The sequence below is a fragment of the Novipirellula sp. genome (assembly GCF_041583735.1).
Lineage (GTDB): Bacteria > Planctomycetota > Planctomycetia > Pirellulales > Pirellulaceae > Novipirellula.
On the sequence record NZ_JBFHFD010000200.1, the window covers coordinates 1 to 13,392 of the forward strand.

A 13,392-nucleotide genomic window follows, 5' to 3' on the forward strand; every position below is an offset into this window, starting at 1 on the left:
ACCGCCGCCTATGGAGACCGACTGGTCCAAACGCTCAACGGATTCTGCACGTCGGATATCATCGACGAAGCGAGTGAGAAGACCGGAAAGCTAGGTCTGCAAATGCACGGGGGCACCGACTGCGAAATGTTCTTCAAAGATTTCGAGGTCATGCCCATCACCGACGACATGAAGAAGCTGATCGAACGAAAGTGAGTTGCTGCAGCCACAAGCTGCGGTGACTTGCCGATTTTTTTTGAGCGATGCCGAACGAGTCGATCCTAGTTGGAATGACCCCATGAACCGAAGTCGATTGATTGCCACGACGATATTCCTGATGTTGACGGCAATGGCACAGGGTGAGGAATCCGCTTGGAAGGCGGGTGCGGCAAAGGTCGTGATCACGCCAGAGGAACCGATGTGGATGGCCGGTTATGCCTCGCGCACTCAACCGGCCGACGGCAAACTGACCGAGCTATGGGCGAAAGCACTCGTGCTGGAGGACCATACCGGAAACCGAGGCGTGGTCCTGACGCTGGATCTCGTCGGCATCGATCGCACGCTCTCGCTGACCGTTTGTGACGCACTGAAAGAGCATTACGGATTGCAACGCGAGCAGATTGTTATCTGTACCTCGCACACCCATAGTGGTCCCGTTGTCGGGCACAATCTTGCACCGCTGCACTACCTGTTGTTCGCGGAATCTCAGCGACAAGCCGTCGATCGTTGGGTCGCAGCGTTTCGGCAGCAGGTCGTTGCCGTGGTGGGCGATGCGATCGACAAACTTGCACCGAGTCATTTGACCTGGGGCAGCGGCACGGCGACGTTCGCGGTCAATCGCCGCGAAAACCCTTCGACGACGGTTCCCCTGCTGCGAAGCGAAGGCAAACTGCAAGGCCCGAGCGACCATGACGTTCCGGTGCTGGCCGTTCACGACGCCGACGAAAACCTGACCGCCGTGCTGTTCGGATACGCATGCCACGCGACGACTCTGAGCGGCTATCAATGGTCGGGGGACTATCCTGGATACGCTCAAATTGAACTCGAAAATAAACATCCCGGATGCGTCGCAATGTTCTTTGCGGGTTGCGGCGCAGACCAAAATCCGCTGCCGCGGCGGACCGTAACCTTGGCACAGCATTACGGTCAACGATTGGCGACCGCAGTGGATTCAGTCTTGATGACATCGCTAATGGAGCCCGTCGAGGGACCGCTGCGGACCAAGTACGCCGAGATTGATTTGGCGATGGATAGTCTGCCAACGCGTGAGGAAATCGAGTTGAATACGAAGTCCGAAAATCGCTACGAGGTAGCGCGGGCACAAATGCTGCTCGAGCAAATCGATGGCGGTGTCCCGCTCAGTCCAACGTATCCGTATCCCGTCAGTGCCTGGGCGATTGGCAACGATCTTCAACTGGTAGCACTCGGAGGGGAAGTGGTAGTCGATTATGCCATTCGGCTTAAAACCGAGTTGGCTGGAAATCGTACATGGGTGGCTGGTTACGCCAACGACGTGATGGCTTACATTCCCTCACGACGAGTCCTTGCCGAAGGCGGCTACGAAGGAGGCGGATCAATGGTGTACTACGGACTACCCACCGTGTGGTCGCCAGAAATCGAATCTGACATCATCAATGAAGTCCATCGACAAATCGATGTCGAAAGCAGGTCAGGTACCGAAAACCTGCAGATCAACGAACCGAAATAGCCGGACCTGACTCCCGTTGCTCTGCCCTCCATAGCCCCCCTCTTAAACGGGGACAGAGCATCTTGTTGGGGACAGAGCATCTTGTTGTTGCCCCTCTAAAACAGGGACAGAGCATCTTGCTGGGGTAAGACGCAGTAGCTCGTCATGCACGACGGCGAATTTTTGCCTGTTGTTGTTGTGTAGCGTCTCGGATTCATTGTCGATCACGAGACATTTCGACGAAACCCAAGCAAAACTTCGCTGTTGCAACGCAGTTTCATCTATCGGCGAAACGTCGCCACGCTCAACAGCTAAAAAGAAGGGGTGTTTGCGGGCCACTCAGCGAGTGAGTAGCTCTCTCGCCCGACGCCGCAAATGATAGCGGCGGTGAGTGCGGTGACTCCGTAGCGGATCGACACAATCAGGCCGCCCGGCAACGCTGCAAAACAACCTGCCGAAGTCACGCACCAGTTCGCACCATGTCTCGGTGTCCAAGCCGAGTCGCTTGAGCACCGGAGGGACGTCCTTTGGGGTTCGCCCAGGTTTGCCAGGGGCGATCTGGCGTGAGCTCCAGTCGAGCAATTCCAGATAAGCTTTAAGCGACATCGGCAGAAAACCTTTATCGCTACAGCGTCGTCCGGATTTGCTGACGCAGGGTCCAATCTCACCGGACCGCTCGTCGATCGAGACCGGCGCCAAGAAGCTGTCTCGCAACTTAGCGCGGGCATCAATACGGTCGGCGGTTAGCGTCTGGATTCGCCGCTGGACCGAAGTGTGATCACTCTGCTCGAGCGTTTCGGCGATCGCAGCCCGAATCGGATTCAGGGCAACATAGGCCGCACAGGCCAGCAGCGAAGCTTCGTCAACGATCCGCGTGGCATGGAAACGGTCTTGGAAAAAATGTCCTGATTCTTCGTCTTCGTGGTTCGCCCTCGTTGCGACACGTTGGCAAAGCAGTCGCATCCACCAACTGATATTGCTGAGACGTTTGCGAATCTTGCCACATTTGACTGGGCATCCCGCGATCGAGCGGATCTCCGCTTCGGTTGGCGGAAGCGGCAGCCCATCGGAACTTCGGCGATGCGGACAAATCATCATCCACCGCCTTGCCACCTCGTTGTCGCTCCAAGTAGCCACGACATCAGGCCGCGAACGGAGAACCAAATGAATGTGATTTGATAGCAAAGCATGCTCAAGGAGATCTATTGCGAATGCCCTAGCGAACTGTATCAGGTGTTGTTCGATCCAATCTTTGCGATGGTCGAAGTTTTGACCGGTGATTGGGTCGTTTCCCATCAAGAAGCACCGCCGAACAGTCCGAGTCCAGACGTGAGCGATCGCAATTTCGTCGGGATCGAAGATTTCCGAGCGAGGTAAGCGGGACATCATCACACCTCATTTTGCTGTAGAAGGACCGAGCCAAAGTCCAAACTCCATCGTTCGCTTGGACTGAACAAAAGTCAACCCCCAAACAATAGGCTCTGTCCCTGATCGCGATAGGCTCTGTCCCTGAGCGCGGGCTTATAGGCTCTGTCCCTGAGCGCGGTCCCTGAGCGCGGTCCCTGAGCGCGGTCCCTGGTCGCGGTCCCTGGTCGCGGTCCCTGAGCGCGGCCCCTGAGCGCGGTCCCTGAGCGCGGTCGTGTGGGTCCCTGAGCGTGTTGCAATCCGAATTGAATCCGGGATTTCAGGTGTCTCACCGTGATCTTTCCAAGGGGGGGGGACGGTAATCGTTCGTGGTGAATCGAGGTGGGAGCTTGAGTACAGGGCTCAACGTCACTCATGCCAAGACCATGCTGTCTGGTGGGCGAGCGCGTACCAATTATCATGGCCCGCCGTTAGGCGAACTCTGTTCACAAACAACTGCGATCGTGAGTGGGGTGAAGGCAGCGACGAGTCATTTTTGACAGACGAATGGGGGACAGACAAATAATTTAAAAGGACGATTCGCCTGTCCTTCGAAGAAAGGGGGGGTAGGTACCGACGATGAGCAGATCAACCGGATAAATCAAACGAAGGATACCTGCCTCTCTATACTGCTCATCCCACAGGTTCTCGCTCACGGCAGAGATCGTGTCAAAGAAGAACCCCGACGCCACACTGCGAATACAATTGCGCCTACAATGCGTCGAAGTTATGGCGACGGCATGGCGGAAGATCCTATCCAATTAAATAACTAGACATCAACAAACAACTAGACGTACAGAAAAAATAGATGACCAACCGAGAATCAGTTTTGAAGCGAGCCGTCTGGCTGGTGGCCGTCGTGGTGAGCGCCGTTGTGCATGCCGCCTGTTGCAACAACGTGAGCACGGCGGGTGAGCCCCACTACTACGATCCGGCGGAACCTGGTCAGCCTAAGTTGATCGAGTGCGATGTGGCTGTGTACGGAGGTACCCCGGCTGGAGTAACGGCGGCGATTCAAGCGGCGCGAGAAGGCAAGTCCGCCGTTCTGCTTTCCTTCAACCGACACGTGGGCGGAATGACGTCCGGCGGACTGACCGCGACGGATCTGGGAAGAAAGGATTCGATCGGCGGAATCGCTCTGGAGTTCTACAATCGAATTGGCAAGTCGCTAGACTATTCCCCCGGAGAAGCCGAGACGCTGTACCGCAAAATGCTCGATGAAGCCGGCGTGAAAGTTCTGTTTGGTCGTGCGCTCAGCTCCGTTGTGATGCAAGATCAGCGTCTGGTTTCCGCTACCATGGAAACCGGCGAGACCGTGCGGGCAGCGGTGTTTGTCGACAGCACTTATGAAGGTGACCTGTTAGCCGCTGCGAACGTTTCCTATCACGTTGGACGTGAACCGGCCGCGACGTATGACGAAACGTTGGGCGGGCAATGGCAGACGGTGTCTTGGAAAAACGTCTACCAGTTTTGCCGACTGCCGCTGAGTCCCTACGTGACTGCGGATGATCCGGCGTCAGGTCTGCTGCCGGAAATCGCTGCGGAAACTCCTGGAAAACCGGGCGAAGGCGACTTCAAAGTCCAGGCGTACAATTTCCGACTTCAACTTTCACGCGGTGAGGACCGAGTTGCGTTCCCGAAACCTCGCGGCTATGACGTCAATCGCTACGCGCTGCTGGCCCGCTTTCTGAACTTCGATGAACGCATCGATTGGCCTCTGAACTACACGACGGCCCCGCTGACCGACGGGCCGGTGCAGATGCGACAGGGCGACAGCAACAACGCAGGCAGTTTCTCATCCGATTATGTCGGTGGCAATTATCACTGGCCCGATGGCACGAACAAACCGGGTTCGATCAGCGAACTTCCTCCGCCACGACGTGGGCTGCCAGTGCCGCTGCGGGATTTGTATGACCTGAGAGAACGCATTTTCCAAGACCACGTCAACTACCAGCAGGGACTGATGTACTTCCTGGCAAACGATCCTCAGGTTCCCGACGAACTGCGGGCTCGAGTGAGTGCCTGGGGACTCGATCCAGAGGAGTTCACAGAATCCGGATTCTGGCCTCATCAGCTGTATGTCCGCGAAGGCCGCCGCATGGTGTCGGACTATGTCGTCACACAAGCGGACTGCGAATCACGGCGAATCGTTAACGATTCCGTCGGTCTGGCTTCCTATCCAATGGATTCGCACTTTTGTCAGCGCGTGGTCGTGGAAGAAAACGGGGTGCAGACGGTGCGCAACGAAGGCGGTTTTGGACATGGCTTTGCGAAACCGTATCCCGTTTCGTACCGCTCGATCGTCCCTAAAAAGAATGAATGTGAGAACCTTTTGGTGCCGGTCTGTCTTTCTTCGTCTCACGTTGCCTTTGGATCGATTCGCATGGAACCGGTATACATGATTCTTGGTCAAAGTGCCGGCAGCGCCGCAGCGATCGCGATCACGGAACAGAAGGCCGTACAGGATGTGGACTACGCCAAGCTGAAAACAAAACTGGAACACGATGGCCAGCGGCTGACATGGGATGACAAGTCGGTGCGTCAACCTGCAAAGACGCTGCCCGGACTGGTGACGGATGATACCGATGCCAAGACAACAGGGTCGTGGACGTCGGGCACTTTGTCACCTATCTGTGGTCTGGCCTACCTTCACGACGACAACAGCGGCAAGGGCGAAAAGACGGTGACCTTCAAAATCGATGTTCCCAAGCCCGGCACTTACAAAGTCAACCTTCTGTACGTCGCGTCTGGCAATCGATCCACAAAGACTCCGGTGACAGTTTCGGTAGGCGAAGACACAACAGAGATAACCGTTAACCAACGCAAAGGCACTGCGGTCGGTGCGTCACTGGGGAGTTTTCGCGTTAATGATTCCATCATGGTGACAGTATCGAACCGCAACACGGATGGCTTCGTTGTCGTCGATGGCGTGCAATTGTTGCTGCAACCACAGCAGTAAGCTGTTCGAGGTTGATTGCAATCGCATCGATGCGGTTACAACGATACCGTGACGAAAGTCACGTCCAGGAAGTGTGAACAATGAGTCAAAGATGCAATCACCTATTGGCCGGTCGTGAAATCGCCATCGCCGCTTTGCTTGCTCTCGTCGCGTCAATCGGGGTGGCAAATGACTCGCTCGTGATACCGCCGTTACCCAGCGATGCGTTCACGGTAGTGATCATTCCCGATACGCAATACTATTTGGGGCCGGGGACAAAAATCGGCGAGCACGGCAGGTCGATGTTCCCCGGCATGAGTGAGCATCCTCACATCGTCGCCCATTCCAAGATTTCGAAGGCTCAGCCAGCAGAGCAAATCAGCAATGTCTATTTGTAGAATCATGTTGATTGGATCGTAGCCAACAAGAAATCGCAGAAGATCGCTTTCGTCAGCCACGTGGGCGACATCGTTGAAATCAATCGCCCCGAAGAATGGGCAATCGCGAAGTTGCATCTCGACAAACTGCGGGGCGTTGTTCCGTTCGGCCTGACGGTAGGCAACCACGACATGAAACGCGATGGCGATGCGAGCCTGTTTCAGCACACGTTTGCTGCGTCGTCGTTTAACGGCAATGACTGGTATCTCGAGTGCTATTCACATGATCGTGAAGACCAGCATGTGTCAGCCAATAACGTCAACAGTGCTCAACTCTTTTCGGCAGGCGGAATCAACTTCGTTTTCTCGGGAGATCAGAGCCGAGTGACAGCGCTGCGGAAAACGACAACCGGCGATCATGGAAACGAAGTTCACGCATTGCTGTCGGACTACATGTCGCGAGGTGGCCTCAGGCTCCTTCGGTTTGTCCCTTCAAAGAATCAGGTTCAAGTCATTACGTATGATTCCACTTTGGATCAACTCGTGGAATCAATGCCCTATGTGCCGGACCGCAATCAGCATCAGTTCACGATTCCGTACGATTTCTCCGCTCGGAAACAGCAACCGTAGATGTGGCGTTGCCCGGTTATACGCTTCCTACTCAGGTGGAGTCCCAAGGCTCCTGGGCAACGTCGCGAAGCATCTTCTGGTAGCTACCTTCGCCAGAAGGTGGTAATTCGCATTTGCACGCTAACGATCCACGCTCTGGCGAGCGTGGCTACGAAACGCAAATGCTGAAAATTCAGCTTAAAAATCGTTCTTGGCGGTGGGTTCTGCTGGAGTCTCAGGTCGATGCCGTTGAATCTCGGCTTTAAAATCACCAAGGCTGCGTCAGTACATCGGCTTGTTCAAATCCATTTCCGCGACCGCGACGGTTCCCCACATCGACGCCTGAGCCAGCGGTTTACCGTTATACCCGATCGTCGCTGATCGCTCCGCGATCATTGCGTTGGATCGGCCGAGTGGTCCACGCCCCTGTTGTCCCGTTTGGTCCTAAACGAATCACACGATGCAAAAACTACAAATTCTTCAAACGCTCGCTGCCGCCTTGCTGGCTGTCATGCTGTCGCCTGTGTTTGGCGAGACGTCCGACGCTGCGCCGCCGAACGTTTTGTTGATCGTTTCGGACGATCAGCGACCTGACACGATCGCGGCACTTGGCAACGATGTGATTCGGACACCGAATTTGGATGCTTTGGTTCGACACGGCAGCGTGTTCACTCGGGCAATTTGTGCGAACCCAATCTGTACGCCTAGCCGAGGTGAAATTCTAAGCGGGTGCATTGGATTCCGCACCGGCGTTCTGGATTTTGGCAGCAAACCACCGGCGGGCTTTGTTTCCTTCGCCGAAACGATGCAGCGTGGCGGCTATGAAACATCGTACGTTGGCAAATGGCACAACAAGGGCAGACCGAGCGACTATGGCTACCTGAATACGGCCGGACTGTTCGGCAGCGGCGGCGGAAAATGGATGAAGCCGAATCAAATCGATGCTCACGCAGTCCCTGTCACGGGCTACACCGGCTGGATTTTTCAATCGAGCGATGGCAAGGAAAAGTATCCGGAACTTGGAGTCGGTTTGACGGGGGACATCAGCGAGAAGTTTGCCGACGCAACCATCAAACTGATCGCACAACCGCACGACAAGCCATTTTTTATGCACGTGAATTTCACCGCACCGCATGATCCGCTGTTGGCGCCGCCGGGATTCGAAGATGCCTACGATCCCGCGACGATGCCACTGCCCAAGAACTTTCGAGCGGCCCATCCCTTCGATCACGGCAACCAAAACTCTCGCGACGAATCGCTGCTGCCGTTGCCTCGCACCGCGAAAGATGTCCGCGAGGACTTGTCCGTTTACTACGCCGTGATTTCGCATCTCGATCAACAAGTCGGCCGAATTTTGAAAGCACTTGATGACAGCGGCCAGCGAGATAACAAGATCGTGATCTTCACGAGTGATCACGGATTAGCGATGGGCAGTCACGGTTTGCGTGGAAAGCAGAACATGTACGAGCACACGATGAACGTGCCGATGCTGATCAGCGGTCCCAATATTCCCAAGAACCAACGCTTCGATGCACAGATGGTCTTGCGTGATCTGTATCCCACCGTCTGCGACTTGGTGGGTATCCCGGTCCCGAACGTCCCCGACGTTGATGGAACACTCAAACCGATTGACGGACGCAGTGTTGCGCCGGTTCTGCGTGGCGAGCAGCAGCATGTTCATGAGTATGTGTTTGGATACTTCCGCGATTTTCAACGCATGATCCGTGGCGATCATTGGAAGTTGATTCACTATCCACAGATCGACAAGTGGCAACTGTTTGATTTGCACAACGATCCTGATGAATGGAACGATCTCGCAGAAGCCCCGCGGTACGCCCAGACCAAGATGCAACTGCAAGCAACGCTACGCCAGTGGCAGACTCAGGTCAGTGATCCAGTGGTCGCTGATCACTCAGGAGGTGACTGACGTCGCGGAACGATTGAAGCGTTTCGACCTGTTCGGCAATTGACCCAAGTCACGCACGACATCGGGCACGGGTCATCGCGCCACGTAATTTTCCGACTTTCCTTAGCGGCCATCGCTCTTCTTTTCGTTGCAGAAAGCGGACGGTGGCATCCGATAACCAGTTAGACAGGAATCCTTACCAGTGACTCCAGTGCAGCGGGTGGGCTTTTATCTGGCTTAGGACCAATTCGATCGAGGGTGACGAATGCGAATGACTGGCAAGTTAGTGACGTGGAAGGATGATCGAGGATTCGGCTTCATTGTGCCTGAGGACGGTGGAGACGATTTGTTTGTGCACATCAAGTCGTTCGCCAATCGGTCTCGCCGCCCAGTCGAACTCGACGTCGTTACGTTCGAGCAATCGGTTGGCCCGGATGGTCGTGGGCAAGCCATCAAAGTGGTGTTCGACGGAGAACCGCTTGTTGAGCCCACGTTCATTCCGATTCGGATTGTTATCGCGATTTCGTTTCTGTCCAGCTTGGCAGTATTAACAACGACTGGCAAATTGCCTTTCTCCATTTTAGGTTTGTATGCGACGATGAGCGTCATCGCGTTCATCGCCTATTGGTTGGACAAAGTCGCAGCGATCAACCATCGCCGCCGCACGCCAGAAAATACGCTACTGTCTCTCGGAATCGTTGGCGGTTGGCCTGGAGCGCTCGTCGCTCAGCAGCTGTTTCGGCACAAGACCATCAAGCCGTCATTTCAAGTGGCATTTTTGCTTTCCGTGCTTGTTAATTGCGGCGTGCTTGTATTTCTAGCGTCTCCATCACTGCGAGCGTTCCTTCGTTCGCTGGGGTAGCGAGAGCTTTCGTGAGGCTTTCGCCCTAGGCTACCTGCTGTCGCTACTCGTTTGCAGCGGAGACTGCTGATTTAGTGGCAAGTGAGCAAGTAGCGACCGAATAGGCCGGAGGCCGAAACATGAGCTGCCGTTGGCGTGAGCCAACGGCTTAGGGGCGACCTGTCGCCGTAAGGCCGGAGGCCGACACACTGACGGCAGAGTGTGTCGCCCGCTGGGCTATGTTTTCCTAACTCCGCTAGCCGGTGGCTCACGCCACCGGCCGAGGGCGTGTCGGCCTCCGGCCTGTAATCAAAACCACTAAATCAGCAGTCACCTTCGTCGGTGGATAGGTGATAGCAGAATCGCGTGGAAGAAAAACTGCCCCCCATATCCGACGTCAATACCAAAGTTTCAGCGACTCAACGCCCCCCCGCTGGACCGGACCGCACCGGAGACGATTAACAAATAAAGGGCAGCTAAACCTATTTGCAATCGATTAAAACTCGAAACGCACCTTGCCATCGATCAGTTTCAACTTCGCGTCGAACGATTTTCCAGCCTTCGATTTGAAACCTTTCAGCACCGCCGTCTCGCCGCTGCGAAGCAACTTTCTGGCATTGCTCACCGAGATCTTCTTGCCGGAAATCGTTTTCCAAATGGTCAACCCGCACCCCTCACGCCATCGGCTACACGCATACGATTTCGTCTGTTCCACCACGGGACTGCCGCACAACGGACAAACCCCAATCTCAGTCGCAGCGGAGTTCGTCTCCTTTTTTGCCTTGCTTTGCTTCTTTCTACTCGATTTTGTTGCAGCCGACTTCTTTGCTCCACTTTTGCGTTTGCTTCGTTTCCGGTCTGTCGCAGTTCCCCCAACATCCTGTTCGCTACCCTGGGGAACGGGGATTTCAATTAACATTCCTGATTCCGACATGGCCAACAGGAAAGGGTGCCCATCATGAAGCGTCAACGGATGGTTCGTCACTCGCAGCTGCAATAGCTCGCGAACCTGATCCATCGACAGATCCGCGTCACGGTAGGAAGGCTGCAATACAAATTTGCATCCCTTCCGCCACCCCGAACATCCAAACGCCCGTTTCCCCGCAATGACGTTTTCACCACAGCGTGGACAGGGGCCGTAGATTTGTTGATCAACGCTCACCGCTGCACTACTTTGAATGATGGCTCGGGTGTAATCCGCAATCTCGTGCATGAAAACATCGGGTGACAACTGGCCCGCCTCGATCTTTTTCAGCTTCGCTTCCCACTCGCCTGTCAGTTCGGGCGACGTCAAGTTGCGGTCCCTAACGATCGCGACGAGATAGCGTCCCAGGTCAGTGGCCAAGACATTCTTTTTATCGCGGATGATGTATTTTCGGTTTAACAGCGTTTCGATCGTTGCCGCACGGGTCGCCGGCGTCCCCAGACCCTTCTCTTTTAATGCCTCCTTCAGTTCTGCTTCATCGACAAGCTTTCCCGCCGTGTCCATCGCACCGAGCAAGGTGTTCTCGGTGAAATGCTTCGGTGGCGACGTCTGGCCTGATTTGATGAACGGTTCGTGCTTCCCAGATTCTCCATTTTTGAAATCAGGTAACGACTGCTGCTCATCGTTCGCTTCACCGCTTTTTGCTTTTCGCGGATACAGCTGCGTCCATCCTGGGGCGACGACCCGCACGCCGCGAGCGCGGAACGCGACTTCACCCGCGGTTGCGTCGACCGTCGTAATCTCTTTTTCACACGGCGGATAGAATGCAGCGATAAACCGAACGACGATCGCATCGTAGATCTGTTGCTCTCGCCCTCGCAGCACTCCTGCGGACGCACCGGTGGGGATGATCGCATGGTGATCGGTCACCTTTGCGTCGTTGATGATACGACTTGTGAACGGCAAAGCGGCTAAGTTGAGTTGGTCGATTTCGTTCGCCTTGATTGAACGCAGTTGTCGCATGACACCAGGGATATCCTTTCGCATGTCTTTGCTCAAATACGCCGAGTCGGTTCGCGGGTAGGTGATCAATTTCGATTCATAAAGTGACTGGGCCGTAGCCAAGGTTTCCGCGGCTGAGATACCGAAACGACGGTTCATATCCCGCTGTAATTCCGTCAAATCGTAGAGCTGTGGTGGCTGCGACTTCTCGGCACGGCTTTGGATCTTTCGAATCGTCAGCTCATGTTTGCTGGCTACCTCCAATACGCTTTGTGCATTCTCTTGCTTGTCGAACCGCTTGCCGGTATATCGAAACTGGACATCGCGATATCGGGTCATCAGTTCCCAAAACGGCTCGGATTGAAACGTTCGGATTTCATCATCACGGCGAGTGATCATCGCGAGCACCGGGGTTTGCACGCGGCCGAGACTCCACAGCAGTCCCGACGCACCACGGTCGGACGTCGATCGATAACGCACCGTGTAGTTTCGAGTCGCGTTGATCCCTACGATCCAATCCGCTTGACTTCGGCACTTGGCCGCTGCGTAAAGATTGTCGTAGTCCGACAAGGGACGGATCGTACGAAATGCGGCGCCGATGGCCGTCGGAGTTAGCGAGCTGAGCCACAACCGCTGAGCGGGCTTATTCGTACACCCCGTAAGCGACTGGATGTAGCGAAAGATCAGTTCTCCTTCACGCCCGGCATCCGTCGCACAGATCAACGAGGTGGCCTCGCGAAACAACCGTTTGATCACTGCGAACTGTTTTTTCGCCCCGTCATCACCCCGCAGCCGTAACTGAAATTCCTTGGGAACAAACGGCAACGATTCGAGCGTCCAGCGTTTCAGCGCCGGGTCATAGTCACCCGGTTCCTTCAGCTCGACTAGGTGACCAAAGGCCCAGGTCACCTGATAGCCGCCGCCCTCGAAGAACCCGTCACGGCGAGCCGTAGCGCCGAGGAACGACGCCAAATCGCGAGCCACCGAAGGCTTTTCGGCAAGGACTACCTTCATCAAAATACCTTCGCATCAGGCCCATGATCTCACCGAGTCGAAGAAGCGTCGGTTGCCGACCCTCCTTCACTGCTAATCTTAATCATACTCTTTATCTTAATCCTGTCCGCGCACACCCCGCTGTCACGCGTTGCCGCGGTCGGCTGATCCAGCAAACGATCGGCCGGTCATCCGGTGTAATCGACACTCGCATGATGGTTCGCCGATGGTTGGCGAATCGCTCACAGCCATTTCAGTGCAAGCGGTCCCCCCAAAGGTCCGCCGCGTTTTCAAGTTTGGGCGTCTCGCGTTAAACTAGCCCGCTTTGGCAAAGTGCAGTGCCTGGTTGCACTGGCCCACTGCCCATTCACGAACGCAGGGGGGGCGTGATCAGCTGCTCGCTATCACCCGCGAATTATTTTTTGCAAACAACGAAGAGCCGTCCAAGGAAGACAGATGACAGAACCAAGCAAGTTGCCCATCGCCGTTATCGGGGCAGGTCCGATCGGACTTGCTGCTGCAGCGAATTTGGTCGAACAAGGATTAACTCCTATTATTTTGGAGGCGGGTTCCCGAATTGCCGCCAACATCTGGCAATGGCGGCATGTCCGATTGTTTACACCTTGGTCGATGTTGCTCGACCCGGCCGGCAAGCGGCTTCTTGAGGCCAACGTAGCCTGGACCGAACCTTGCGGAGACGCGGTTCCCTATGCAAAAGAACTCGTTGAAAA

At 55.3% G+C, this 13,392-nt stretch carries 10 protein-coding genes and 1 pseudogene; 9 read left to right on the forward strand and 2 right to left on the reverse strand.

Going from position 1 to position 13,392, the window contains the following annotated elements; translation table 11 throughout:
- Positions 1-195 (forward strand): annotated as a pseudogene (locus tag ABX962_RS16060) (DUF1080 domain-containing protein); the annotation flags it as partial.
- A gap of 82 nt (positions 196-277) precedes the next feature.
- Positions 278-1,687 (forward strand): neutral/alkaline non-lysosomal ceramidase N-terminal domain-containing protein, encoded by a 1,410-nt coding sequence (locus ABX962_RS16065; protein ID WP_372721067.1) that lies wholly within the window; start codon positions 278-280, stop codon positions 1,685-1,687.
- Positions 1,688-2,005: 318 nt separating this feature from the next.
- Here ABX962_RS16065 and ABX962_RS16070 read toward each other — a convergent pair whose 3' ends face one another.
- A complete protein-coding gene (locus ABX962_RS16070) occupies positions 2,006-2,764 on the reverse strand; it encodes a transposase (protein WP_372721068.1) in 759 nt (252 codons plus the stop codon).
- Positions 2,765-2,854: 90 nt separating this feature from the next.
- On the opposite strand from ABX962_RS16070, the gene ABX962_RS16075 reads away from it, so the two are divergent.
- The 6 genes from ABX962_RS16075 to ABX962_RS16100 all read left to right on the forward strand — a co-directional run bounded on the left by ABX962_RS16075 (position 2,855) and on the right by ABX962_RS16100 (position 9,762).
- Complete coding sequence (locus ABX962_RS16075; protein ID WP_372721069.1) at positions 2,855-3,043, forward strand: hypothetical protein; 189 nt, start codon at positions 2,855-2,857, stop codon at positions 3,041-3,043.
- A gap of 835 nt (positions 3,044-3,878) precedes the next feature.
- Positions 3,879-6,029, forward strand: coding sequence for an FAD-dependent oxidoreductase (locus ABX962_RS16080; protein ID WP_372721070.1), 2,151 nt, complete (start codon positions 3,879-3,881; stop codon positions 6,027-6,029).
- Positions 6,030-6,109: 80 nt separating this feature from the next.
- Positions 6,110-6,406 (forward strand): hypothetical protein, encoded by a 297-nt coding sequence (locus ABX962_RS16085; RefSeq protein WP_372721071.1) that lies wholly within the window; start codon positions 6,110-6,112, stop codon positions 6,404-6,406.
- A 15-nt stretch (positions 6,407-6,421) separates the two neighbouring features.
- A complete protein-coding gene (locus tag ABX962_RS16090; protein ID WP_372721076.1) occupies positions 6,422-7,015 on the forward strand; it encodes a hypothetical protein in 594 nt (197 codons plus the stop codon).
- Between the two features lie 439 nt (positions 7,016-7,454).
- A complete protein-coding gene (locus tag ABX962_RS16095) occupies positions 7,455-8,921 on the forward strand; it encodes a sulfatase-like hydrolase/transferase (protein ID WP_372721072.1) in 1,467 nt (488 codons plus the stop codon).
- 250 nt (positions 8,922-9,171) lie between these two features.
- The gene (locus ABX962_RS16100; protein WP_372721073.1) at positions 9,172-9,762 is read left to right on the forward strand and encodes a DUF1294 domain-containing protein; all 591 of its coding nucleotides are present in this window, start codon (positions 9,172-9,174) and stop codon (positions 9,760-9,762) included.
- Positions 9,763-10,237: 475 nt separating this feature from the next.
- Here ABX962_RS16100 and ABX962_RS16105 read toward each other — a convergent pair whose 3' ends face one another.
- Positions 10,238-12,682 (reverse strand): DNA topoisomerase 3, encoded by a 2,445-nt coding sequence (locus tag ABX962_RS16105; protein WP_372721074.1) that lies wholly within the window; start codon positions 12,680-12,682, stop codon positions 10,238-10,240.
- Positions 12,683-13,117: 435 nt separating this feature from the next.
- Between ABX962_RS16105 and ABX962_RS16110 the strand changes: the two genes are divergently transcribed.
- Positions 13,118-13,392, forward strand: a 275-nt coding sequence (locus ABX962_RS16110) for an NAD(P)-binding domain-containing protein (RefSeq protein ID WP_372721075.1), incomplete at its 3' end; no start/stop codon positions are given.